Origin of the sequence: Dokdonella aquatica, assembly GCF_051987395.1 — a bacterium.
In the GTDB taxonomy this organism is placed as follows: domain Bacteria; phylum Pseudomonadota; class Gammaproteobacteria; order Xanthomonadales; family Rhodanobacteraceae; genus Dokdonella.
Genome location: NZ_CP197094.1, coordinates 428,482 through 453,198, shown reverse-complemented (window position 1 = coordinate 453,198; position 24,717 = coordinate 428,482). Strand labels below are relative to the sequence as shown.

The 24,717-nt window shown below is 69.9% G+C and carries 18 protein-coding genes; 9 read left to right on the top strand and 9 right to left on the bottom strand.

Annotation, left to right across the window (positions count from 1 at the left end; genetic code table 11):
- Positions 1-27 precede the first annotated feature (27 nt).
- From ACQQ2N_RS01870 to cyoA, 7 genes are read right to left on the bottom strand one after another with little or no spacing between them, the layout of a single operon-like run.
- A complete protein-coding gene (locus ACQQ2N_RS01870; RefSeq protein WP_440223975.1) occupies positions 28-567 on the bottom strand; it encodes a response regulator transcription factor in 540 nt (179 codons plus the stop codon).
- Positions 557-1,900, bottom strand: coding sequence for an ATP-binding protein (locus ACQQ2N_RS01865; RefSeq protein WP_440223974.1), 1,344 nt, complete (start codon positions 1,898-1,900; stop codon positions 557-559). Before ACQQ2N_RS01865 ends, ACQQ2N_RS01870 begins: the two co-directional genes overlap by 11 nt.
- Complete coding sequence (locus ACQQ2N_RS01860) at positions 1,872-2,675, bottom strand: SURF1 family protein (protein WP_440223973.1); 804 nt, start codon at positions 2,673-2,675, stop codon at positions 1,872-1,874. Before ACQQ2N_RS01860 ends, ACQQ2N_RS01865 begins: the two co-directional genes overlap by 29 nt.
- Positions 2,672-3,058, bottom strand: a complete 387-nt coding sequence (gene cyoD / locus ACQQ2N_RS01855; protein WP_440223972.1) for a cytochrome o ubiquinol oxidase subunit IV — start codon at positions 3,056-3,058, stop codon at positions 2,672-2,674. The genes ACQQ2N_RS01860 and cyoD overlap by 4 nt, the downstream gene beginning before the upstream one ends.
- Positions 3,055-3,699, bottom strand: coding sequence for a cytochrome o ubiquinol oxidase subunit III (gene cyoC / locus ACQQ2N_RS01850; RefSeq protein ID WP_440223971.1), 645 nt, complete (start codon positions 3,697-3,699; stop codon positions 3,055-3,057). The genes cyoD and cyoC overlap by 4 nt, the downstream gene beginning before the upstream one ends.
- Positions 3,692-5,698, bottom strand: a complete 2,007-nt coding sequence (cyoB, locus tag ACQQ2N_RS01845; RefSeq protein WP_440223970.1) for a cytochrome o ubiquinol oxidase subunit I — start codon at positions 5,696-5,698, stop codon at positions 3,692-3,694. The genes cyoC and cyoB overlap by 8 nt, the downstream gene beginning before the upstream one ends.
- A gap of 30 nt (positions 5,699-5,728) precedes the next feature.
- A complete protein-coding gene (cyoA, locus tag ACQQ2N_RS01840; protein ID WP_440223969.1) occupies positions 5,729-6,814 on the bottom strand; it encodes a ubiquinol oxidase subunit II in 1,086 nt (361 codons plus the stop codon).
- Positions 6,815-6,959: 145 nt separating this feature from the next.
- Here cyoA and ACQQ2N_RS01835 point away from each other — a divergent pair, with 145 nt between their 5' ends.
- Positions 6,960-8,282, top strand: a complete 1,323-nt coding sequence (locus ACQQ2N_RS01835; RefSeq protein ID WP_440223968.1) for an MFS transporter — start codon at positions 6,960-6,962, stop codon at positions 8,280-8,282.
- 49 nt (positions 8,283-8,331) lie between these two features.
- On the opposite strand, the gene ACQQ2N_RS01830 is transcribed toward ACQQ2N_RS01835, so the two are convergent.
- Positions 8,332-9,258: a hypothetical protein gene (locus ACQQ2N_RS01830; RefSeq protein ID WP_440223967.1), complete on the bottom strand. Its 927-nt coding sequence runs from the start codon at positions 9,256-9,258 to the stop codon at positions 8,332-8,334.
- A gap of 454 nt (positions 9,259-9,712) precedes the next feature.
- On the opposite strand from ACQQ2N_RS01830, the gene ACQQ2N_RS01825 reads away from it, so the two are divergent.
- From ACQQ2N_RS01825 to ACQQ2N_RS01790, 8 genes are all read left to right on the top strand, one after another.
- Positions 9,713-10,864: an efflux RND transporter periplasmic adaptor subunit gene (locus ACQQ2N_RS01825; RefSeq protein WP_440223966.1), complete on the top strand. Its 1,152-nt coding sequence runs from the start codon at positions 9,713-9,715 to the stop codon at positions 10,862-10,864.
- Positions 10,861-13,950 (top strand): efflux RND transporter permease subunit, encoded by a 3,090-nt coding sequence (locus ACQQ2N_RS01820; protein WP_440223965.1) that lies wholly within the window; start codon positions 10,861-10,863, stop codon positions 13,948-13,950. Before ACQQ2N_RS01825 ends, ACQQ2N_RS01820 begins: the two co-directional genes overlap by 4 nt.
- Positions 13,951-14,112: 162 nt before the next feature.
- Positions 14,113-14,793, top strand: coding sequence for a response regulator transcription factor (locus ACQQ2N_RS01815; protein WP_440225699.1), 681 nt, complete (start codon positions 14,113-14,115; stop codon positions 14,791-14,793).
- A 3-nt stretch (positions 14,794-14,796) separates the two neighbouring features.
- Entirely contained in the window at positions 14,797-16,125 is a 1,329-nt protein-coding gene (locus ACQQ2N_RS01810) for a sensor histidine kinase (protein WP_440223964.1), read from the top strand.
- Between the two features lie 211 nt (positions 16,126-16,336).
- Complete coding sequence (locus ACQQ2N_RS01805; RefSeq protein WP_440223963.1) at positions 16,337-17,134, top strand: MipA/OmpV family protein; 798 nt, start codon at positions 16,337-16,339, stop codon at positions 17,132-17,134.
- 326 nt (positions 17,135-17,460) lie between these two features.
- Positions 17,461-19,077, top strand: coding sequence for a PQQ-dependent sugar dehydrogenase (locus ACQQ2N_RS01800; protein ID WP_440223962.1), 1,617 nt, complete (start codon positions 17,461-17,463; stop codon positions 19,075-19,077).
- Positions 19,078-19,213: 136 nt separating this feature from the next.
- On the top strand, positions 19,214-20,713 hold the full coding sequence (locus ACQQ2N_RS01795) for a catalase (protein ID WP_440223961.1): 1,500 nt from the start codon (positions 19,214-19,216) through the stop codon (positions 20,711-20,713).
- Positions 20,714-20,772: 59 nt separating this feature from the next.
- Complete coding sequence (locus ACQQ2N_RS01790; protein ID WP_440223960.1) at positions 20,773-21,564, top strand: hypothetical protein; 792 nt, start codon at positions 20,773-20,775, stop codon at positions 21,562-21,564.
- A gap of 42 nt (positions 21,565-21,606) precedes the next feature.
- On the opposite strand, the gene ACQQ2N_RS01785 is transcribed toward ACQQ2N_RS01790, so the two are convergent.
- Positions 21,607-24,654, bottom strand: a complete 3,048-nt coding sequence (locus ACQQ2N_RS01785; RefSeq protein WP_440223959.1) for a histidine kinase — start codon at positions 24,652-24,654, stop codon at positions 21,607-21,609.
- Positions 24,655-24,717 lie beyond the last annotated feature (63 nt).

Sequence of the window (24,717 nt, the reverse complement as noted above, 5' to 3'; positions counted from 1 at the left end):
CCGCGGCGCCGACGCCCATCGGCGCCGTCACGTCACGCGGCGCTTCTCGAGCTTGCGCGCGAGCGTGCGCCGATGCATGCCGAGTCGCCGCGCGGCTTCGGAGATGTTGAAGTCGCTCTCGGCGAGCACGCCGTGGATGTGTTCCCACTCGAGCGTCTTGATCGACGACGTGCGCGTGGCCGCCTCGACGTCGGTGTCACCCTCGGTGCGCGCGAACGCGGCCTCGATGTCGTCGGTGTTCGACGGCTTGGCGAGGTAGTGGCGGGCACCGAGCTTGACCGCCTCGACCGCGGTGCCGATGCTCGCGTAGCCGGTCAGCACGACGATCACGATGTCCGGATCACGCTCGTGCAGTGCCTTCACGCAGGCCAGGCCCGAGCCGCCGCCGGCGAGCTTGAGGTCGACCACCGCATGCGTCGGTGCGAACGCGTCGACCGCGGCATCGACCTCGTCGAGCGTGGCGATGCCGCGCACCTGGTAGCCACGCCGCTCGAACGAGCGCGACAGCGTGCGCGCGAACGCGGCGTCGTCCTCGACGATCAGCAGGCGGCGTGCGTCAGTCGCCATCGTGTGCATCGTCCTCGCGATCGAGCAGGACCGCCGACAGCGGCAGCGTGACCGTGACTTCCGCGCCGCCGACGTCACGGTTGCGCGCGGCGAGCGTGCCGCCGAGCGTGCGCGCGACGTTGAGCGACAGGAACAGGCCGAGTCCGCCGCCCGGGCGTCCCTTGCTCGAGTGGTAGGGCTGGCCGAGCCGCTCGAGCATCGCGGGCGGGAAGCCCGGCCCGGCGTCGGTTACGCGCACGGTCACGCTGTCTATGCCGCGCACGACGTCCAGCGCGAGCCAGTTCGGCGAGGCCTCGAGTGCGTTGTCGAGGATGTTGTCGATCATCTGCTTGAGGCCGGTGTCCGAGACGATCGGCACGTCGTCACAGAGGCGCGGCAGGTAGTCGAAGCGCACGGCCGGACGCGTCGCGCGCCATTCCGCGACCAGTCCGTCGAAGAACCGATGCAGGGTCGTCGGCGCGGGCGCTTCGCCGCGCGTCTCGCCGGCCGACAGCAGGATGCCGGTGACGATGGCCTTGCAGCGCGTGATCTGGGTTTCCATCTCGATCACATCCTGCAGCAATTCCGGATCCGAACGGAAGGCCGGCATGTCGCGCCAGTCGCGCAGGATCACCGCGAGCGTCGACAGCGGCGTGCCGAGCTCGTGCGCCGCACCCGACGCGAGCAGGCCCATGCGCACGATGTGTTCCTCCTCGGCGGCCTGCTGCCGCATCGTCGCGAGGCGCGCGTCGCGTGCCCGCACGATGCGACCGATGCGCGTGATGAACACGACGAGCAGCGTCGCGACGAGGCCGAAGCACACGAGCAGGCCGAGCACGTGCGGATCGGCGAGGCCGTCCTCGAGGTGCACGGGGATCGCGACGGGACCCGGCACGTGGGCGAGGAACACCACGCAGGCTGCAGTCACCGAGACGACGATCCAGCTCGACAGCGGCCGCAGCAGCACCGCACCGAGCGCGACCTGCAGCAGGAACAGGAACACGAATGGATTGCTGATGCCGCCGCTCAGGTAGAGCTGCGCGGTGAGCGAAGCGATGTCGACGCCGAGCGCGAGCAGCAGCGCCGCGTCGCCGACGTGGCGCCCGCGCCGCCAGTGCAGCAGGCTGGCGACGTTGAACACGACGAGTCCGGCGAGGATGGCCAGCATCGGCTGCAGCGACAGCGTAATGCCCATCGCGCCGTGCACGACGCCGATCGTGAGTACCTGGCCGACGACCGCGATCCAGCGCAGCAGGATCAGCTGCTGCATGTTCTTGCGGCCGGTGCCGTCGCGCGAATCGTCGGACAGGCGCAGGTTCACGGCGTCACGCGGGTGGGAGGACGGTGCTCGCATGTGCGCGCATTCCGTGGCGACGGGTACGCGCATGCTGCCGCAATCCGCGCTCCCGCGTCACCACGCGCCAGCCCGCGAGCGCGACCAACATGGCGAGCGCGAACCAGGTCAGCGCATAGGTCAGATGCGGGTCGCGGAAGCGCACCACGGTCATGCCGCCGCGTGGCCAGGTACCGGCTGCGGTCGCGCCGCGATCGGCATCGACGAAGAACGGTGCTGTCGCAGGCAGCCCGCGCGCCTGCGCGATGGCCTGCACGTCGCGCGAGTACCAGCGTCCGCCCGCGGGATCGTTGTGGCGCAGGAAGGCGCCGCCGGGTTCGTCGATGCGCAGCAGGCCGGACACCTCGATGCGGCCGGCAGGCGCTGCGGACGCGGTCGCACCGAGCGGAACGAAACCGCGGTTGACCAGCACCACGTCGCCGTCTTCGCGGCGCAGCGGGGTCATCACCCAGAATCCCGCGCCGAGTTCGGTGACGGCCTGCACCCGCGTGTCGGCATCGGCGAGGTACACACCTTCGGCGCGCACGCGCAGGTACTCGTGGCCTTCACGCGTGACACCCGTCCATGCCGCGCGCGCGGGGGCCGCAACGGGTTCCGCGTGGATACGGGATTCGACGCGCGTGATCAGCGCATGCTTCCAGCCCATGCGCTGCAGCTGCCACGTGCCGAGCGCGAGGAATCCGCCGAACAGTACGAGCAGCACGGCGCCGATCGCCGCGAGCGTGCGGGGTCGCGCGGCGCGGGCTGCCTCGTGCTCGACGTGCCGGGCGGTCACGGCACCATGCGCATCTCGTGCGGTGTCATCGGCATCATGTTGGTGTCGAGGTGGAACATCACCCACAACGAGCCCGCGAGCACGATCACCACGAGCACGCCCGTGAACAGCAGCGCGAGGAAATTCCAGCCGCCCTCCGACTTCGGGCTCATGTGCAGGAAGTACACCATGTGCACGACCACCTGCACCGCCGCGAGCGCGAGGATGAGCACCTTGATCAGTGTCGGGTCGGCATTGCCGCCCGCCATCACGAGTCCGAACGGCACCGCGGTCAGCAGCACCGAGAACACGAAGCCGAGCACGTAGTCGCGTGCATGGACGTGCGGGATGCCGTCGTCCTCGTGATCGTCGTGGCCGGCGTGTGCATCGTGGTGCGCGCTCACGGCAGCACTCCCATCAGGTAGACGAACGAGAAGACGCCAATCCAGACCACGTCGAGGAAATGCCAGAACATCGACAGGCAGAACAGGCGGCGGCGATTCGCGACCGTCAGGCCCAGGCGCTGCACCTGCACCATCAGCACGACCAGCCAGAGGCAGCCGAAGAACACGTGCAGGCCGTGTGTGCCGACCAGCGCGAAGAGCGAGGACAGGAACGCGCTGCGGCCCGGGCCCGCGCCGAGATGGATCAGGTGATGGAACTCGTACAGCTCGATGCCGAGGAAGCCGAGGCCGAGCAGGCCGGTGGCACCGAGCCATGCCAGCACCTGGCGCTTGCGCCGCGCCTGCATCGCGATCATCGCCATGCCGTACGTGATCGACGACACGAGCAGCAGCGCGGTGTTGACCGCGATCAGCGGCAACTCGAACAGGTCGGCACCCGAAGGGCCGGCCGCATAGTTGCGGCCGAGCACGCCGTAGGTCGCGAACAGGCAGGCGAAGATGAGCAGGTCGCTCATCAGGTACAGCCAGAACCCCAGCAAGGTGCCGTTCTGCGGGTGGTGGCGGCCTTCGATGTCGTAGAACGCCGGCGGCGTGCCGGTCGTGCCGTGGCTCGGCGGCGCGAGGGTGACGGCCTCAGACATGCAGGCTCAACAGCCGTGTGCGGGCTGCCTCCGTGGCTTCGACCTCGGAGGCCGGGATGTGGTAATCGCGGTGGTAGTTGAACGTGTGCACGATCGCGGCGACCACGAGGGCCGTGAACGACAGCGCGGCGAGCCACCAGATGTGCCAGATCAGCGCGAAGCCGACCACGCCCGAGATCGCCGCGAGCACGACGCCTGCGGCCGTGTTCTTCGGCATGTGGATCGGCTGGAAGCCCGACAGCGGACGCTCGGCGCCGCGGCGTTTCATGTCCCACCATGCATCGGTGTCGTGCACGACGAGTGTGAACGCGAAGTTGTAGTCCGGCGGCGGCGACGAGGTCGACCACTCCAGCGTGCGGCCGCCCCAGGGATCGCCGGTGACGTCGCGCAGCGACTCGCGGCGACGGATGCTGACAACGATGCACCACAGGAACGCCGCGATGCCGATCGCGATGAGCACGGCGCCGAACGCGGCGACCACGAACCACGGCTGCAGCGTGGTGTCGTCGAAGTGGCTCATGCGGCGCGTCACGCCCATGAGGCCGAGCACGTACAGCGGCGTGAACGCGAACCAGTAACCGGCCAGCCAGAACCAGAACGACACCTTGCCCCAGAACTCGTCCATGCGGAAACCGAACGCCTTCGGGAACCAGTAGGCCATGCCCGCGAAGATGCCGAACACGACGCCGCCGATGATCACGTTGTGGAAATGCGCGACGAGGAACAGGCTGTTGTGCAGCACGAAGTCGGCCGGCGGCACCGCGAGCAGCACGCCGGTCATGCCGCCGACGGTGAAGGTGACCATGAAGCCGAGCGTCCACAGCATCGGCACGTCGAAGCGGATGCGCCCGCGGTACATCGTGAACAGCCAGTTGAAGATCTTCGCCCCGGTCGGGATCGAGATGATCATCGTGGTGATGCCGAAGAACGAGTTCACGCTCGCGCCCGAGCCCATCGTGAAGAAGTGGTGCAGCCACACGAGGTAGGACAGGATCGTGATGCAGACGGTCGCGTAGACCATCGAGCTGTAGCCGAACAGGCGCTTGCTGCAGTACGTGGACACCACTTCGGAGTACACGCCGAACAGCGGCAGGATCAGGATGTAGACCTCGGGGTGGCCCCAGATCCAGATCAGGTTCACGTACATCATCGGGTTGCCGCCGAGGCTGGACGTGAAGAAGTTCGTGTCGACGTAGCGGTCCAGCGTGAGCATCGCGAGTACCGCGGTGAGCACCGGGAAGCTCACCACGATGAGCACGTTCGAGCACAGCGAGGTCCACACGAAGATCGGCATCTTCATGAGGTCCATGCCCGGCGCGCGCATCTTCACGATCGTGACGATCAGGTTGATGCCCGACAGCGTCGTGCCGACGCCGGCGATCTGCAGCGCCCAGATGTAGTAGTCCATGCCGACATCGGGGCTGTAGTCGAGCCCGGACAGCGGCGGGTAGGCGAGCCAGCCGGTCTTGGCGAACTCGCCGACGAACAGCGAGGCCATGACGAGCACGGCGCCGACCGTGGTCATCCAGAAGCTGAAGTTGTTGAGGAACGGAAAGGCCACGTCGCGCGCGCCGATCATGAGCGGCACGAGGTAGTTCATGAGGCCCGTGATGAACGGCATCGCCACGAAGAAGATCATGATCACGCCGTGGGCCGTGAAGATCTGGTCGTAGTGGTGCGGAGGCAGGTAGCCGACGTTCTCGCCGAACGCCATCGCCTGCTGCGCGCGCATCATGATCGCGTCGGCGAAGCCGCGCAGCAGCATCACGAGGCCGAGCACCATGTACATGATGCCGATCTTCTTGTGGTCGATGCTGGTGATCCAGTCGCGCCACAGCGGTGTCCACAGGCGGTAGCGCGTCAGCAGCGCGAGCACCGCGATACCGCCGATCACGACACCGACGAAGGTGCTCAGCAGGATCGGATCATGCAGCGGGATCGCGCCCCAGCTGAGCTTGCCGAACACGGGATCGGCAGGGGGATAGACGTGCGGTGTCATGCGGGAATCCGTGAAACGGCGCGCGGCGCGTCAGGGCGCGGCGGGCGTGGCGATGAAGCTCGCCGGGAACGCGGACGGCGTGTCGACGCGGCACACCTCCGCGCTGACGTAGGGACCGCCGAACGGACCGGGTGCGCTGCGCGGGACGAGGGCTTCGAGCCCGTCCAGGCCGAAGCCGCCGGCCGAGTCGATCGCCATCATCTCGTTCATGCACAGGTGGTCGATGCCGACGCAGCGGTTGAGGATCGCGTCGTACAGGCCCGGTGCCACGCTGGCGAAATGGCGCACCGGATCGCGCGAGCTCGGCTGCTCGAGCACCATGTAACGGTCACGGTCCAGCGTCGCGCCTTCGCGCTTCACGCGGCCGGTCCATTGCTCGAAGCCGTCGTCGTCGAAGGCGTGGAAGCGGAAGCGCATGTGCGAGAAACCGGCACCGCTGTAGTTGGACGAGAAGCCCTCGTACTCGCCCGGCGTGGCGATCACGGCGTGCAGCTTCGTCTCCATGCCCGGCATCGTGTAGATCATGCCGGCCAGCGCGGGCACGTAGAACGCGTTCATCACCGACGTGCCGGTGAGCGTGAAGCGGATCGGGCGGTCGATCGGCGCGGCGAGTTCGTTGACCGTCGCGATGCCTTGCTCGGGGTAGAGGAACAGCCACTTCCAGTCGAGTGCGACGACCTGCACCTCGAGCGGCTTCACGTCGGCCGGCACGGGGCGTTCGGCATCGAGCCGGCGCAGCGGACGGTAGGGATCAAGCGTGTGCGTGGTGATCCACGTGACCGCGCCGAGCGCGATGATGATGAGTAGCGGCACGGCCCAGATCACGAGCTCGAGCTGCGTCGAATGGTCCCAGTCGGGCTGATAGTTCGCCTGCGCGTTCGAGGCGCGGTAGCGCCACGCGAAGAACAGCGTCAGCGCGATCACCGGCACGATCACGATCAGCATGAGCCACGTCGCGAGCACGATGAGGTCGCCCTGCTGGCGCGCGACGTCGCCCGGCGCATCGAGCACCACGGTGCTGCAGCCGGCGAGCAGTGGCATCAGGCCGAGCGGCAGCGCCAGGCGCGGCGACTTGGTCAGCTTCAGGACACGGGAGGCGGCATGCGCGAGTCTCATGGCGCGGCACTGTAGGCTCGCGTGCCGGACCTGACGATTGGACGTTTTGTCCTATCGCCTGCGCGCGGCGAGGCTGTCAGGCTTGCGTCGCGGCATCGCGTCCACCGCGCCATGCGTACGAACCATCGCCGAGTCTCCGCGCACCATGCACATCTCTCCGTCGCATCACGGCACGACCCACGACCACGGACGCACGGCCCACGCCGACGTCGCGCCGGGCGAGATCGCCGTGGGCGTCGTGGTCGGGCGCACGTCGGAATACTTCGACTTCTTCGTCTACGGCATCGCCTCGGCGCTGGTGTTCCCGACGCTGTTCTTCCCGTTCACCGACCACCTGACCGCGACGATGTACTCGTTCGCCGTGTTCGCGCTCGCGTTCGTGACGCGGCCGATCGGCACCGTGCTGTTCATGTGGATCCAGCGCCGCTGGGGCCGCGGCACCAAGCTCACGGCGGCGCTGTTCCTGCTCGGCACCGCGACGGCCGGCATCGCGTTCCTGCCCGGCTACTCGACGCTCGGCGTCGCCTCGATCGCACTGCTGGCATTCTTCCGCATGCTGCAGGGCATCGCGCTCGGCGGCTCGTGGGACGGCCTGCCTTCGCTGCTCGCGCTCAATGCACCGAAGGAACGCCGCGGCTGGTACGCGATGCTCGGCCAGCTCGGTGCACCGGTCGGTTTCATCGTCGCCGCGGGCGTGTTCGCCTACCTGTACGCCGCGCTTCCGTCCGACGAGGTACGCGACTGGGGCTGGCGCTATCCGTTCTTCGTCGCGTTCGCGATCAACGTCGTGGCGTTGTTCGCGCGCCTGCGCATCGTCGTCGCCGAGGAGTACGTGCAGCGCATGGGCGAGCTCGAACTCGAGCCGAAGCCGGTCGCCGAACTCGTGCGCGAGAAGGGACGGCACGTCGTGATCGGCGCGTTCGCCGCGCTGGCCAGTTACGCGCTGTTCCACATCGTGACGATCTTCCCGTTGTCGTGGGTGATGCTGTTCACCGAGCAGCCGATCCACGCCTTCCTCATGCTGCAGATCGGCGGTGCATTCCTCGCCTGCGGCGCGACGGTGGCGTCGGGTCTGATCGCCGACCGCATCGGCCGCGAGCGCACGCTGCGCGGCCTCGCGATCGCGATCGCCGTGTACAGCGGCTTCGCACCGAACCTGCTCGGCGCGGGCGGGGCGGGGCAGGCAGTCTTCATCCTGCTCGGCTTCGTGCTGCTCGGCCTCTCGTACGGCCAGGCGGCGGGAGCCGTCACGGCGAACTTCGGCTCGGCCTACCGCTACACGGGCGCCGCGCTGACGTCCGATCTCGCGTGGCTGATCGGTGCGGCGTTCGCGCCGCTCGTCGCGCTGGGCCTGTGCGCACGCCTCGGCCTGCCGTATGTCGGCGTCTACCTGCTGTCGGGTGCCGCCGCGACCCTCGGCGCGCTCGCGCTGAGCAAGCGCCTGCAGGCGAAGCGCTCCGCATCCTGACGTTCCGCGCGCGGCGACCGCTGCGGCGTGTCGCGGCGAGCAGCGCCATCTAGGACGCGCGCGGGAAACGCTCGTCGCGCGTGTCCCCGTTCACGCGCTGCAGTTGCTCGAGCATCTCCTGGCGGTCCCGCACGACGAAGCGGCGCAGGTCGTCGACGAAGGCGTGGATGTTGCGCCAGCCGATGCGCGCGATGACCAGGGTCGCCAGGGCGTGGAGGATCAGCACGCCGACACCCACCACGGGCATGTTGAAGTACTTTCCGTCCGTGAGCATCCCGAACACGAACAGAGCGCCCAGCACGATCCAGAATGCGATGGACGGTTCGAGCGTCTCCCCGAGCAATTCCGGAGCGGGACCGTCGCGCCGGGCGGCGCGACGGATCGAGAGCACGCTGAAGCCGATGCGCAGCGCGACGGAGGCCAGCAGTCCCGGAAAGGCGGCCGGCATCATGCCCCACGCGAGGGCCAGCAGTGCGAGCATGAGAAAGCCGAGGGACATCATGAAGATGAGCTGTTCCATCGGTGTGTAGACCTCTCGCTCCAGCAGTGCGCCGTAGCGGTACTGCAGGGCGACCTGGGCCGTGTCGGCACGGTGTCCACGGGCCTGCAATGCCTGGCGAGGCTGCTTCATCGAAAGGATCACCGTGCGCACGTCGAGTGCCTCGAGCAGGCCCGCGCGTTCGACCTGCGTGCGGCGGGGCTCCAGCAGCGTCTTGAGCACCTCGCACATCCACATCACGATCGTGTCCAGGAAGAGTGCGAGGACCACGGCACCGACTGGCCAATGCAGCACGGTCACACCGAGCAACGGCACGCAGGCGCCGACCGCGTGCCGGATCACCGTCTGTCGCGCGTAGCCGGCTTCGCGGGCCTCCCAGTCCGCGAGCACCTGGGGTGCGGCCATGTGCGCCCGCACGAGGTGATGCTCGCGCAACGGCTGCTCCTGCGCCTGTCGGTCCCAGAAGAACAGCGTCACGTGCATCCCCTTCCGCGCAGACCGGGATGCTGCGCCTGCCTGCGCCCACGGAAAGGGGCGGTGCGAGGGGCCGCGACCGCGCGGGGTGGTGGCATGGATCGCACGCTGCCCGTCGCACCGTCGCCGTACCCGGTCGATCTTCGGCAACGCGATCCTGCGTCCCGCCTCGTCGAAGCGTGGATTTCTCCGTAACCCTTCGAAGGGTTACGCGGCGACGTCGCCTGGAGGATCGGGCGACGCCCTGCCTTCTCGGCGCAGACGGCTGCCACGACATTCCCGCGACATGCGTGATGCACGCTTCAGGGTTCGCGGCGACCGGGTGCGATGCGCCTCGCCGACGCCGCGCACGCGTCCGCAGGCCGGCCGCCCCGACACATCCCCGACGGACGACGTCCATCCTTGCGACGCGCTGCCGCGTCGGCATGCATCGCCCCGTCATGGAGTCCGCTTCCGCATGATCCGCGTTCGACCGTATCGTTCCTGCCTCGGCTTGCCGTGCCTCGCCTTCCTCGTCGCGGGGTGCACGCCGGGTGTCGATGCCGGCACGGATGCCCCGCCACCGGCGCCCGTGCTGTCGGTCGCGCTCACCCATGTCCACGAGATGAGGATTCCCGAACGCGTCGCCGCGACGGGTGACATCGTGGCCTGGCAGGAAGCCGTCGTCGGCGCGGTGTCCGACGGCATGAGGATCGTCGACGTGCGTGCCGACATCGGCGACCGCGTGACACGCGGGGACGTGCTCGTCGTGTTCGATGCCTCCATCGTGCAGGCCGAACTCGCCGAGGCGGTCGCGGCCGTCGCGCAGGCCGAGGCGGAAGCCTCCGAAGCGGACGCGAACGCGGCGCGCGCGAGGCGCCTCGAGGGATCCGGCGCGTTGTCCGTGCAGCAGGTGCTGCAGCAGGTCGTCGCGGCGACCACCGCACGCGCGCGCCTGGAAGCCTCGCGCGCCGTCGCGGCCCGGCATCGGCTGCGGCTCGCCCATGCGCGCGTCCTCGCGCCGGACGACGGCATCGTCATGTCGCGCACCGCGACGATCGGCGCGGTCGCACCGGCGGGTACGGAGCTGCTGCGCATCATCAGGAAGGGACGCCTCGAGTGGCGCGCCGAAGTCGCCTTCGCCGACATGGCGCGGTTGGCACCGGGCCAGGAGGCCGTGCTCGAGGTGCCGGGTCATGGGCGCGTGCGCGGCAGGCTGCGCCTGCTCGCCCCCGTGGTCGGCGCGCAGACGCGCAACGGCATGGCGTACATCGACCTGCCGGCGGTCGATGGCCTGCGCACCGGAACCTTCGCGAGTGGCCACATCGTGCTCGGCGACGTGGCCGCGCTGACCGTGCCACGCTCGGCGGTGCTGCTGCGCGAAGGTTTCCACTACGTGCTGCGCGTCGGTGCGCGCTCCGAGGTGCAGTTCGCGAAGGTCGCGGTGGGCAGGCAGGTCGACGACCGCGTCGAGATCACGCGAGGCCTCGTCGCCGCGGAGCCGATCATCGCATCGGGCGTCGCGTTCCTCGCCGAAGGCGACATCGTCGATGTCGTCCAGCAGGCCATCACGTCCTCGCAGCGCAGGGCGGACACCGATGCCGCGTCGTCGACGAGGGCCGGTCCGTGAGCTTATCGGCCTGGGCGATACGCAATCCGATCGCGACGACGTTGCTGTTCGTGCTGCTGACGCTGGCCGGACTCGGCGGCTTCCGTGCGATGAAGGTGCAGGCGTTTCCCGACATCGATTTCCCGATCGTCACGATCCGCGCCGAGTGGCCGGGCGCGTCGCCGACGCAGCTCGAGAACGATGTGGCACGCAGCCTCGAGGACGCGCTCGCCACGCTGCAGGGCATCAAGCACGTCGCCAGCACGCTGGGCGACGGCGTCGCCACGGTGTCCGCGGAGTTCGAGGTCGGCAAGCCCGTGCAGGAGGCGATGGACGACGTGCGCGACGCGGTGTCGCGCACGCGTGGCGAGCTGCCGGCGGACCTGCTCGATCCGGTCATCACGCGCAACGAGCTCGCCGACGCGCCGGTGCTGACGTTCGCGCTGTCGTCGGCACGGCGCGATGCCGAGTCACTGTCGTGGTTCGTCGACAGCCACGTCACGCGGCGGCTGCTCGCCGTCCGTGGTGTCGGCGCGGTACGGCGTGTCGGTGGCGTCGATCGCGAAGTGCGCGTCGCGCTCGAGCCCGCACGCCTGATCGCGCTCGGCATGACGGCCGCGGACGTGTCGCGGCAGTTGCGCGAGGTGCAGCAGGAAGCCGCCGGTGGTCGCATCGAACTCGGCCGCACGGAACATGCCGTGCGCACCCTCGGGACGGTCGATTCGGCCGAGGCGATCGCGGCGATGGACCTCGTGCTCGGCGACGGCCGCCGCATCCGCCTCGACCATGTCGCGCGTGTCGCCGACACCATCGCGCAGCCGCGGTCGGCGGCGGCGCTGGACGGCGTGCCGGTGGTCGCGTTCGACGTGCTGCGCGCGCGCGGCGCGGGCGAGGTCGAGGTCGCCACGGCGGTGCGTGATGCGTTGCGCGGACTTGCGGACGAGCATCCCGACCTCGTGTTCGAGGAAGCCGCCAACGCCGTCGATCCGGTGGCGGAAAACTACGCGGGCTCGATGATGCTGCTCGTCGAGGGCGCCGCGCTTGCGGTGTTCGTCGTGTTCCTGTTCCTGCGCGACGCGCGTGCGACCTTCATCGCCGCGGTCGCCTTGCCGTTGTCGGTGATCCCCGCGTTCGCCGCGATGCACCTGATGGGTTTCACCCTCAACACGGTGTCGCTGCTGGCCTTGTCGCTGGTCGTCGGCGTGCTGGTCGACGATGCGATCGTCGAGATCGAGAACATCGAGCGCCACCTGCGCATGGGCAAGACGCCGATGCGCGCGGCCACCGAGGCGGCCGACGAGATCGGCCTCGCCGTGGTCGCGACGACGTTCACGCTGGTCGCCGTGTTCGTGCCGACGTCGCTCATGGGCGGCATCGTCGGCCGCTACTTCGTGCAGTTCGGCTGGACCGCCTCGGTGGCGATCCTGTTCTCGCTCGTCGTCGCACGCATGCTCACGCCGATGATGGCCGCCTACCTGCTGCGGGCGCCCAGCGGCCGCGCCGTGCGCCCGTACGGGATGACGGCCTATCTCCACCTCGTCGTCGCGTGCCTGCGCCATCGCGTGCTCACGCTCGCGGGCGCCGTGGCGCTCGTCGTCGCGGGCCTCGCCCTCGCGTCGACGCTGCCCGGCGAGTTCATGCCGCCCGACGACGGCCATCGCACGCAGGTGACGCTGTCGTTGCCGCCCGGGAGCACGCTCGCCGACACGCTCGCGTCGGCGGAGCAGGCGCGTCGGATCCTCGATGCGCACCCGCTGGTGACCTCGGTGTACACGGCGGTCGGCGCCGGCGGCGGGTCGGGCGATCCCGACGAGGCCGCGCCGGCGACGGGCGTCACCACGGCCATGCTGACCGCGAACCTCGCTCCGCGCGCCGATCGTGGAGGCGTCACGCGTTCCGTGATCGAACACGCGCTGCGGCGCTCGCTGGCCGTGCTGCCGGGCGTGCGCGTGCGCGTCGGCACGGGCGAAGGCAGCGAGGGTTACGCGCTCGTGCTCGCGTCGGAAGACGGCGAGGCGCTGGCCCGCCACGCCGCCGTCGTCGAGCGCGAGCTGCGCGGCCTGCCTGGCGTCGGCGCGGTGACGTCGTCGGCGAGCCTCGTGCGTCCCGAGCTCGTCGTGCGTCCCGATTTCGCGCGCGCCGCCGACCTCGGCGTGACCACCGCGGCGATCGCGCAGACCTTGCGCATCGCCACCTCGGGCGACGACGTGCGCGATCTTGCGAAGCTCAACCTCGGTGAGCGCCGTGTGCCGATCCGTGTGCGCCTGGCGGACGCCGGTCGCGACGACCTCGACACCTTGCGTCGCCTTCCGGTGCCCGGCGCGCGCGGTCCCGTACCGCTCGAGAGCGTGGCCGATCTGCAGCTCGCGAGCGGTCCGGCCGAGCTGACGCGGCGCGATCGCCTGCGCAACGTGCGCCTCGACGTCGAACTCGGTGCATTGCCGCTGGGCGAGGTAGAGCGGCTGGCCTCGCGCCTGCCGTCCCTGCGTTCGCTGCCGCGCGGCATCGTCCTCGCGCCAGCCGGCGATGCCGAGGTGATGGGCGAACTCGTCGCCGGATTCGGCGTGGCGATGCTCGCGGGCCTGCTGTGCGTGTACGCGGTGCTCGTGCTGCTGCTCAAGGGCTTCGCGCAGCCGGTGACCGTGCTGGTCGCCCTCGCGCTGTCGGTCCCCGGTGCGTTCGCTGCGCTCGCCGCGACCGGGTCGACGCTGTCGATGCCGTCGATGATCGGCCTCATCACGCTCATGGGCATCACCACGAAGAACGCGATCCTGCTCGTCGACTACATCGTCATCGCACGACGTGACCATGGATTCAGCCGCCATCGCGCGATCCTCGATGCCTGCCGCAAGCGCGCACGCCCGATCGTCATGACGACGCTCGCGATGGGCGCGGGCATGCTGCCGATCGCGCTCGGCCTCGGGGCCGATCCGAGCTTCCGTGCGCCGATGGCGATCGTCGTGATCGGCGGCCTGGTGACCTCGACGATGCTGTGCCTGGTCGTCGTGCCGGTCGCCTGGGCGGTGGTCGATGCCGCCGGGGAGCGCCTGCGCCGCGGGTTCGGTGCGCGTCGTGACGCCGCCGGGGTGCGCGAGGCCGTGGCCTGACATGGCCGTCACGCGCACCGACCGCGCATCGCGCCATCGCCGCATCGCCCGTCGTGGCGGTATCGTGCCGGCTCGGCGCGTCTCCCGGTGGAACGCGCGACGCCGCCGGCGGCGCGCGCATTCCACGCTTCACAGAGGATCAGCACGATGACCACCGAACCCCTGTCGATCCTCATCATCGAGGACAACGCCCAGCTCGCGGCGAATCTCTACGACTACCTCGAGGCCTGCGGGCACGAGCTCGACGCCGCGCCCGACGGCATCTCCGGCCTGCATCTCGCCGCGTCGCGCGACTACGACGCGATCGTGCTCGACTGGAACCTGCCGCGCCTGGACGGCCTCACGGTGCTCAAGCGCCTGCGCGGCGATGCGAAGAAGCGCGTTCCCGTGATCATGCTGACCGCACGCGACCAGCTCGAGGACAAGATCGACGGTTTCGAGGCCGGTCTCGACGATTACCTCGTCAAGCCGGTCGCGCTGCCCGAGATCGAAGTCCGCCTGCGCGCGCTGGTCGCGCGGCGGCGCCAGTCGGTCGCGTCGGACGACGTGCTCGCGGTGGGTGACCTGACGTTCAACGTCGGCACGCTCGAGGTCCGCCGCGGTGGCAGGCGCATCGAGCTCGCGCGCACGGGGCGTCGCCTGCTCGAGCTGCTCATGCGCAACAGCCCGCATGTCGTCACGCGCGCGCGTCTCGAGCACGCGGCCTGGGGCGAAGGCGTCCCCGGGACCGACCTGTTGCGCTCGCACATGCACGTGCTGCGCAAGGCCATCGAGACCGGTACGGAGGCCCCGATCCTGCACACGGTGCCCGGCGAGGGTTACCGCCTCTGCGAACCCGGTTGAGCCATGGCCCCGCGTTCGAAACCGCGCAGCGTCTACTGGTGGGTCAGCATCGCGATGACCACGTTCGGCGTCGCGATGCTGGCGGCGCTCGCGATCCAGAACTTCAGCAGCCAGCACCTCATCGAGCACCGTTTCTGGGTCGGGTTGCTCGATTCGGTGTCGGCCGATCACGCCGCGCGCATCCGTGCCGGCGAGGGGGCATCGTTGCCGCACGAGGGCCTGGTGCGATCGTGGTACACGCAGGGCGAAGGACCCGTGCCGGATGCTCCTTCCTACCTGCGCAATCTCCCGCCCGGCGCGTACTCGACCGAGAACGGCTACGGCGTGTTCATGACCGACGAGGCCTTCAGCGGGCGCGACAGTTTCCATGCGCTCGTCGTCGACCTCGCCCCCGGAAGGCTCGTGACCGAGATCGCGATCGAGGAGCTCGAGGGGCAGCAGAACCGCTACTCGGTCCTCAGCACCGTCTGGGCGCTCGTCGTCGCGCTGCTGATCGGCGGCCTGATCGCCTGGTTGCATGCGAACCTCGTGCGCCCCGTGCGCGATCTCGCCGAACGCATGCGCGCGATCGAGCCGCGCGACAAGGGCGCGCGGTTGCCGACCGACTACAAGCGCGAGGAGATCCAGGTCATCGCGCAGGCCAGCAACGCGCACCTCGACCGCGTCGAGCAGTTCATGGCGCGCGAGCGCAGCCTGCTCGATCAGGCCAGCCACGAGTTCCGCACCCCCATCGCGGTGATCGCGGGTGCGGTCGACGTGCTCCACTGCATGCCGCTGGCCGATGCCGCGAAGCCCGTGCTGGCGCGCATCGAGCACGCCGTCGGCGACCTTTCGGAGACGATGGTTGCGCTGCTCTACCTCGCGCGGGAACCGGTCGCGGACGCACGGCCCGCCGACGTCACGGCACTGCACGAGCTGCTGCCGCGCCTCGTGCGCGACCACGAGCACCTGCTACGCGACAAGGACGCACGCCTGCATGCCGGTGTGCTCGAACCGACGTTCGTCGCGGTGCCCGAGGCGATGCTGCGGATCGCGATCAGCAACCTCGTGCGCAATGCAGTCGAGAACACCGGAAGCGGCAGCGTCGAGCTGTCGCTCGCCGGCGGCGTCGTCACGGTGACGGACTCGGGCCGCGGTTTCGATCCGGTCGAGGCGGCGCGACGCTACCGCGACAGCCTGCGCAACGCCGCGCCGACGCGCGGGCAGGGGCTCGGCCTGTTCCTGATAGGTCGCATCTGCGAGCGTTTCGGTTGGACCTTGTCGATCGATCCCGGCGCACACGGGGGCACACAGGCGCGGCTCGATGTGGTTGCGAGCGTGATCCGCACCTGATCTCCGTCCTGTCTGCGCGCATGGATGCCGGGAGTGGGTGAGCGCAGAGCCAAGCGTGCACGTCGAGGCGCATCGCCGACGACATCGTCCTCACGAACGGCCGACAAGGCCACGACATCGAACCTCCATGCTGTTCGCGAGGCCTGCGCTGCGCGCGATCGCGTGGACGTCGAGGCCCGCGAACATTCCCCCTTCGAGAGGTCCGCTCACCATGTTCCGTACCCTTTGCCTGCTGTCGATCGGCGCGATGTCGTCCCCTGTTCTCGCCCAGGAGGGCGGACCCGACGGCGAAGGCCCCGGCGGTCCGCCGCGATGGAGCCTCGGCGTCGCCGCGATGCTCACCGACAGTCCGTATGCGGGCGAGGGCACGCGCGTGATGCCGATCCCGTTGGTCAGCTACCAGGGCGAGCGCTTCTCGTTCAAGGGCATCACCGCGGGATTCCGCCTGTTCGGAAGCGAGTCGCTCGAGCTGTCGGCGATCGGCAAGTTCCGCTTCGACGGCTTCGACGTGAAGGACCTCGGCCGGCGCGAGCTCGCCGCCAACGGCATCGACTACCGCCTGCTCGAGGACCGCGACCTCGGCTTCGACGCGGGACTCGGCATGACCTGGCGCGGTGCCGCCGGCGAGCTCGAGGTCGAGCTGCTCGCCGATGCGACCGACACCAGCGGCGGCCAGGAGGCGTCCGTGCAGTACGGCTATCCGATCCCGCTTGGCAACGGGCGACTGACCCCCGCCGTCGGCGTCACGTGGTTGTCCAAGGACATGGCGAACTATTACTACGGCACGCTCGACGAGGAGATCGCGCGCGGCGTGATCGCGTATCGTCCCGGCTCGGCGACGATCCCACACGTCGGCCTCTCCTACTTCCGCCCGCTCGGCACGCGCTGGTCGATGATGGCGTCGTTCAAGTACAGCAGCCTGCCTGACGAGATCACCGACAGCCCTCTCGTCGAGCGCGACAGCGACGGATCGGGTTCCGTATTCGTCGGGTTCTCGCGCGGGTTCTGAGCGCATGTGGTGCGGGGCATCCTCGTACGCGGCACGAGGATGCGTCGGCGGTGTCGCGGAAAGGACGCGGCGCGCGAACCATAAGGGCAGGCGTCGGCGTCATTCCGCAACGCGACGTGCACGTTTTCGAAGGTGGGTATTGCTCAAGGATCGTGCCTCGTGCGTGTGATCCCATCGTTTCGGAGGCGTCGTTCGCGCGGTGTCTTCTCATGCCGTGACGCCGTGCGTGGACGGGATCGGCGCGGTACTCCCGCGCTATGCTCGCAGGCCGCGGGCATGCCGGCGGGTCGTCCACTTCACTCGCCGTCGAATCCATGGTCATCCACGTGTCACGCGCCGCTCCGCGCTTTCCGGCCTTCATGCTCGCCGCCGTCGCCACGGCCGTGCTCGCGAGCGTCCTGCAGACCCAGCTGAATCTCGCGGCGATCACCGCGCTCGGCGCCGAGGTGAGCGGGGCCTTGCGTGCGTGGACCACGCTCGAGGATCTCGCACGCTTCGGGCCGGTCATGGTCGGCATCGCGGCCGGCGCACTGCTGCCTGCGTTCGTGATCGCGCATCGGGTCGTGGGCGTCGCGTCGCGCCGAAGTGCCGTCGTGTTCGCCGTGCTCGCGTTCGCGGCGTTGTGGTCGGTGTTCGGACTCATGCGCTCCGTGATCCCGATGCCGGCCATTCCCGGCACGCGCGATCCTTGGCATCACCTTTTCATGGCGCTGACCGGCGTCGCAGGTGGCTTGACGTATGTCGCGGCAATGCGGTCGATGGCGCGACGCGAAGCGGGCGGGCGCCGACTCGGCTGGCGAGCGCATGCGCTGGGACTCCTGCTCGTGCTCGCACCTGTCGTGTCGTTCGTCGTGGCGGCACCGCGCGTGGCCGAGCCCGTCGTCGACGTCGATCCGCGCACGTACGACGTCGACGTGATCGCCGAAGGCCTCGATCGCCCGTGGTCGCTCGCGCCGCTGCCGGACGGCCGCCTGCTCGTCACCGAGATGCGCGGCCGGCTGCTCGCGATCGCGCGCGACGGCGGTCGTGCGGTGATCGCCACCGATGCGCTGCCGCCGATCCATCACCAGGGCCGCACGACGGGGCTCATGGATGTCGTGATCGATCCGGCCTTCGCGGACAACGGCCGGCTCTACCTGAGCATGGCCTACGGCGAACGCGGCGCGATCGGCACGCGCCTCGTGCGCGCGACGCTGCGCGACGACCGCCTCGACGACGTGCAGGTGCTGTTCGAGACGCCGCCGAGGCCTTCGGCCGGCAACAGCGGCGGTCGCATCGCGTGGCTCGGCGACGGCTCGCTCGTGCTCACGCTCGGCGACGGCAGTGCACGCCGCGAGGAGGCACTGAACCTCGCCAACCCACTCGGCACGCTCGTGCGTCTCGATCGCGACGGGCGTGTGCCGGCCGACAATCCGTTCGTCGGTGTTCCGAACGCACGTCCGGAGATCCTCAGTCTCGGCCATCGCAACGTGCAGGGCATCGCCGCCGATCCGTCGACGGGCGACCTCTTCGTCAGCGAGCACGGCCCGCGCGGCGGCGACGAGATCAACCGCATCGTCGCGGGTGGCAACTACGGCTGGCCGGTCGTGACCGACGGCATCGATTACCCGTTCGCGCGCGTGTCGCCGTTCCGCAGCCTCGAAGGCTACCGCGATCCCGAACTCGCATGGGTGCCGTCGATCGCGCCGGCCGGCCTCGCGATCCATCGAGGCGGACACTTCCGCGCGTGGAACGGCGACCTGCTCGTGCCGGCACTCAAGGAGCGCGCACTGCGCCGCGTCGTGCGCCGCGACGGCGTCGTCGTGCGGCAGGAACGCCTGCTGCAAGAACGCGGCGAGCGCCTGCGTGACGTGAGGGTCGACGCGGACGGCGCGATCCTCGTGCTGACCGAGGGCGAGGCCGGCACGTTGCTGCGCGTGACGCCGCGCATGTCCGAAGGCTGATCCGGGCCGGCGTCGCGCGCGGACCACGCCACTCCCCCGTCCGGGGGAGCGGCGTCTCCGTCGTTGCGGGCACGACGAGGGCCGCGTCGCCCTGCACGCTGGCGAGGCGCTCCTGCACGTCGAACGGAAACCGCCGATGCGTCCGCCTCGCCTCACCCACGCCAGCGGCTGCCCGGTCGCCGACAACCTCAACGTGCGCACGGCCGGTCCGCGTGGGCCGACCCTGCTCGAGGACGTGTGGCTGATCGAGAAGCTAGCGCACTTCGATCGCGAGGTGATCCCCGAGCGGCGCATGCACGCCAAGGGCGCCGGTGCCTACGGCACGTTCACGGTCACCCGCGACATCACGCCCTGGACACGTGCGGCGCTGTTCGCCGGGATCGGCAAACAGACGCCCGTGTTCGTGCGTTTCTCGACGGTCGCGGGCGAGCGTGGCGCGGCCGATGCCGAGCGCGACATACGCGGATTCGCGGTCAAGTTCTACACCGAGGAGGGCAACTGGGACCTCGTCGGCAACAACACGCCGGTGTTCTTCTTCCGCGATCCGCTGCGTTTCCCCGACCTCAACCATGCGGTCAAGCGCGATCCGCGCACGGGCCTTCGCAGCGCGACGAACAACTGGGATTTCTGGACGCTGCTGCCCGAAGCGCTGCATCAGGTCACGATCGTGATGTCGGATCGCGGCCTTCCGCGCGACTACCGTCACATGCACGGCTTCGGCAGCCACACCTTCAGCCTCGTCGACGCCGACGGACGCCGCACCTGGGTGAAGTTCCACCTGCGCAGCGCGCAAGGCATCGCCAACCTGACCGACGCCGAAGCCGCGGCGATCGTCGGCGGCGACCGTGAGAGCCACCATCGCGACCTGTTCGAGGCGATCGAGCGAGGTGATTTCCCGCGCTGGACGCTGTGCGTCCAGCTGATGAGCGAGGCGCAGGCGCGCGCGCATCGCCACCATCCGTTCGACGTGACCAAGGTGTGGCCCAAGGCCGAGTTTCCGCTGATCGAGGTCGGCGTGCTCGAGCTCGACCGCAATCCCGGGAACGTCTTCGCCGAGGTCGAGCAGGCCGCTTTCACGCCGGCCAACGTCGTGCCGGGCATCGGCTTCTCGCCGGATCGCATGTTGCAGGCGCGGCTGTTCTCGTACGGCGACGCGCAGCGCTACCGGCTCGGCGTCAACTTCCACCACATTCCCGTCAACGCGCCGCGCTGCCCGGTGCACGCGTTCCACCGCGACGGCGCGATGCGCACGGACGGTAACCTCGGAGGCACCACGAGCTACTTCCCGAACGGTCATGACGAGTGGCGCGATCGCCCCGACCTGCGTTCTCCCGCGCTGCCACTCGAAGGCGCCGCCGACCATCACGACCATCGTGTCGACGACGACCCTTTCGAGCAGCCCGGCGCGCTGTTCCGGATGATGTCCGAGGCGCAGCGCGAAGCCTTGTTCGCCAACACGGCACGCTCGTTCGGCGATGCGCCGTTGCCGATCCGCCGTCGCCACGCACGCCATTGCGCGCTCGCCGATCCCGCCTACGGCGAGGGCGTCGCGCGTGCGCTCGGACTCGATGGCGTTCCCGCGGCGGACGATGCGCCGCCGGCTTTCGACGCCGTGCACGACGATACCTCGCGCTGAGGCTTCCGCGTCGCGCCCGAGTCGCCACGCGCCACCCGTTCATCCCAGGGAGTTCCACCATGGTCAGCTCACGCATCCTCCGTTCCGCGTGCCACGCCGCGCTCGCCGCGCTGTCGCTTCCACTCGCGGTATCCGCCCACGAAGGCGCATCGCACGGTGGCGAGGCCTCGCCGAAGAAGCACGCCGGCGGCGTCGCCACCACCCCCGACAAGGCCGTGCGAGCCGACTTCGACATCGTGCACACGAAGATCACTACCGAAGGCAGGGTCGCGACGTTCCACATGGCCGTGTCAGGCAAGGCCGGCGCGACCAGGCCTTCGGCGACCGGCAAGCTCGCCGGCAGCGACGTGTTCTCCTACGTCTGGCCGACGACGATCGATCCCTACGAGGTCGGTTTCGAGCGCGGTGCAGGCATCCTCGCGATGGCCGTCACCTCGCATCCCGATTTCGACGACACGCCGCTCTACGACGAGAACGGCGACGGTCGCCTCGACAACGATGGCGATCTCTGGCACAGCCACTGGGTCGTGCTCAAGCCGACGCCGGCCTGCGGCAAGGATGCGCTCGGTGTCGTCGACATCCCCGACGGTGCGAAGCCGCGCCTGCCGAAGACCTGGCCTGGTTTCCCGATCCTGCTCGACAGCCCCGGCTGGAGTCCGACGCTCTCGGCCGACACGGTCGAGGTCAAGGTCCCGTTCGACGACATCGGCGTGGTCACCGCTGCGGGCTTCGACGGAGTGACCGCCGGCCTTCGCGTCAACGCGAGCGTGCACGCGCCGCTGCTGTGCGTGGTCGACGTGTTCAAGGTCGCGACGGGCAAGCTCGACCTGTCGGGCAAGCCGAACCGCTGAATGCACGTCGTCGGCGGCGCGACACGCCGGCGTGCCGGGGTGTCAGTCGTCGGTTCGCGAGGCGGCGAAGGAACCGCCGAAGCGTCGCCATCCGCGGGTCCGACCGGCGTCGGCATCGCGGTATGCACGCCGCGCCGGCGTGACCACCGTCACGCGCACGCCGCCACCGTCGATACCGTCGATGGACAGCCTCGCGCCGGCGAGGCTCGCGCGCTCGTGCATGCCTTTCACGCCCCAGCGTGTGCGCTCGTCCGCGGCGTCGTCGCGCATGCCGCAGCCGTCGTCCGCGACCTGCAGCACCAGGACCTCGTCGCCGTAGTCGAGCCGCACGACGATGCGCGTCGCCTCGGCGTGCCGGAATGCGTTCGTGAGCGCTTCGCGGCCGATCTGCAGCAGTTCGTCGCGCACGCGCACGTGCAGGGTGCGTGGCGTGCCGTCGACGTGCACGCTGCACGCGACGGCGTGTTCGCTCGCGAGATCGCGCGCATGCATCTCGAGGGCGTGTTCGAGCGAGGGCGCACCGTCGTCGCTCGAACGCAACGCGGCGACGCGGTCGCGGCCGTCGGCGAGCACGCGCTCGGCGATCGCGATGTTGGCGTCGAGCTTGCCGCTCGCCGCGTGGTCGGGACCGATGCGACGCGCGACGCCCTGCATCGTCATGAGCAGGCCGCTGACGCCTTGCAGCAAGGTGTCGTGGATCTCGCGCGCGATGCGTTCGCGTTCGCGCAACCGTGCGTCGGCGAGGCCGCGCTCGCGCGCCGCGACGCGCCGGATGCGCGTCGCCACGAGGACCGCCACGACCGTCGCGATGGCGAGCGCGAACAGCAGCTTCGCCCACGTGGTCTCGCGGAACAGCGGCGCGAGGGTGATCGTCGAGGAGGTCACCGCACCGGTCCACGCGCCACGCTCGTCGCTCGCCTGCAGTTCGAGTGCATAGGTTCCGGGAGGTACGCGCTCGAGCACGAGATCGCGCCCGGCGAGTGGATGCCAGTCCTCGTCGAGCGCCGGTACGCGGTAGCGCAGGCGCGTGCGATCCGCCACGGCCGGGCCGAGCACATCGATCGCCGCGACCAGCCGCGTCGACCCGGGCGGCGCCTGTGCACCCGCGAGGCGCTCGCCGTCCGCCTGCCAGGCGGCCACCCGCAACGGCGGCGCCGCCACACCGGCCGGTACCTCGCGCGGAAGGATGCGGTAGAGCGCATGGTTGGTGTAAAGCCACAGCGCGCCGTCTGCCGCCTTGTGCAGCGCGGGGGACGGTGCGGTGTCGACGATCGCGTGGTCGATGCCCTCGCGATCGTCGAGCATCGTGTACACGGTGGCGCCCGCGGGTCGTGCGAAGGCCTCGTCGAGATCGTCGCGCGTGATGCGTGCGAGGCCTTGCGCGCTGGCGATCCAGAGTGCGCCGTCGTCGTCCACCTCGAGGCCGGAGATCGAGGTCAGCGGGCGGAGTGCATCGAAGCGCAGCGTGTCGAAGCGGCCATCACGGCGTCGCGCGACACCGCGTTCGCCGGCGACCCAGATGTCGCCGTCGATCGCGACGAGCAGCCCGGTCACGCCGATGTCGAGCCCCGATCCGGCGCCGTGCGCGACGCGCTCGCCGTCGCGGATCGCCATCACCGTCGTGCCGCCGTGGCTGATCCAGATCGTGCCCTCGCGATCGAGCGCCATCGCGCGCAGCTCCGCAGGCCCGGCCGGCGGCCGCCACGCGATCGGTGCCCACGCGTCGTGTTCGAATCGGTAGAGGCCTTCGGCGTCGCGGAGCAGGGCGAGCAGCACGCGGCCCTCGACATCCTGTGCGACGGTTCGGATCACGGCGCCCTTCGAGAGCGCCGGCAGCGCGTGCGGTGCCCAGGTCTTGCCGTCGAACGACCACAGCGATGGCGGCGCCAGCGTCGCCAGCCAGGTGCGCCCATCGGGTGTCCGGTCGAGGCGCACGACCGTCTGCGGCAGGTCGTCGAACCGTTCGAGCACGACCGGTCGACTGCGCAGCAGGTCGGCGATCGCGACCGATGCCGGCATGTCGCCATCGCGGGCGACGGACGCGAGCGATGCATGGCCTTCGCGGTCGACGACGAGCGGTGCGTTCCCGGGCGCGCGGCCGATGCGCCGCAGGCTGTTCGTGAAGCCGGCGACCCATACATCGCCCTCCGTGGCGCGTACGACCGCGCCGGACATCGCGGGCACGCGCATCACCGGCGTGGGGCGCACATGCAGCATCTTGCCGCTGGCCTCGAGCCAATGGCTGCCGTCGGCCATCACGGCGACACGCCCGCTCAGGCTCACGCCGGTGTCGAGTTGGCGGGTCCCGGACGTGGCATCGCTTGCCGCGCGTCGCGGCTTCAGCGACAGCAGGTGCTGGCCGCTCGTCCACCACGCGACGCCCTCGGCATCGAAATGGGGCAGCACCATCGCGTCGGCGCGTTCGCACGCGATGTCGGCGTCGAGGCGGCACAGGTTGTCGTCGCCGGCGCGCTGCCAGAGCCATGCCTGCCCGGACGCATCGGATACGAGTCCGGCGAGCACCGCATCGTCGAGGGTTCTCACGCGGTGCGCCGTGCCGAGGCCCGGATCCATCCGCCACAGCTCGCCTTCGACGATGAGCCATGCGGCGTGCGCATCGATCTCGACCGCGTAGATCTTCCTGCCGGCGAGTTCAGCCGGACCGACCGGATGCCAGCGGTCCTCGCGCAAGGCATAGAGGCCCGCCGCGGTCGCGGCCAGGGCAGGCCCGCCGTCACGCGCGCGGGCGACGTTCTGGATGACGGTGCCCGCGGGCAGTCCGTCGTCCGCGTCGTAGCGGCGCTGGTCCTGCGCGTCGATGCGCAGGATCACGCCGTCGCGCGAGGTGATCCACAACGCGCCGTCGCCGGCCACGTCCGTGCCTTGAACGCGCAGCACGTCGAGGGGGGCGCCTTCGGCGTCGAGCACGCGCGTCATGCGGGCGCCATCGAAGCGGTACAGGGCCGGCGCGGCGACGACCCAGAGCAGGCCGTCCGGCGTGGTGAGGATGCGGTCGAGCCCGGGAGGTACGCCTTCGCGTCGTCCCCAGGTCGTCGCGATGTAGCCCTGGTCGCGCAGCGACGGACGCACCGGAGCATGGCCGTCGTCCGAGGCAGCCGCCGCCGTCGTGGCGATCGCGCAGGCCGCCAGCGC

Excerpts from the sequence above, each read along its gene's own strand:
- ACQQ2N_RS01790 (WP_440223960.1), top strand. The coding sequence starts at position 20,773 with ATGGTCAGCTCACGCATCCTCCGTTCCGCGTGCCACGCCGCGCTCGCC.
- cyoA (WP_440223969.1), bottom strand. The coding sequence starts at position 6,814 with ATGAGACTCGCGCATGCCGCCTCCCGTGTCCTGAAGCTGACCAAGTCG.
- ACQQ2N_RS01825 (WP_440223966.1), top strand. The coding sequence starts at position 9,713 with ATGATCCGCGTTCGACCGTATCGTTCCTGCCTCGGCTTGCCGTGCCTC.
- ACQQ2N_RS01805 (WP_440223963.1), top strand. The coding sequence starts at position 16,337 with ATGTTCCGTACCCTTTGCCTGCTGTCGATCGGCGCGATGTCGTCCCCT.
- cyoB (WP_440223970.1), bottom strand. The coding sequence starts at position 5,698 with ATGACACCGCACGTCTATCCCCCTGCCGATCCCGTGTTCGGCAAGCTC.
- ACQQ2N_RS01870 (WP_440223975.1), bottom strand. The coding sequence starts at position 567 with ATGGCGACTGACGCACGCCGCCTGCTGATCGTCGAGGACGACGCCGCG.
- ACQQ2N_RS01795 (WP_440223961.1), top strand. The coding sequence starts at position 19,214 with ATGCGTCCGCCTCGCCTCACCCACGCCAGCGGCTGCCCGGTCGCCGAC.
- ACQQ2N_RS01835 (WP_440223968.1), top strand. The coding sequence starts at position 6,960 with ATGCACATCTCTCCGTCGCATCACGGCACGACCCACGACCACGGACGC.
- ACQQ2N_RS01810 (WP_440223964.1), top strand. The coding sequence starts at position 14,797 with ATGGCCCCGCGTTCGAAACCGCGCAGCGTCTACTGGTGGGTCAGCATC.
- ACQQ2N_RS01865 (WP_440223974.1), bottom strand. The coding sequence starts at position 1,900 with ATGCGAGCACCGTCCTCCCACCCGCGTGACGCCGTGAACCTGCGCCTG.
- cyoC (WP_440223971.1), bottom strand. The coding sequence starts at position 3,699 with ATGTCTGAGGCCGTCACCCTCGCGCCGCCGAGCCACGGCACGACCGGC.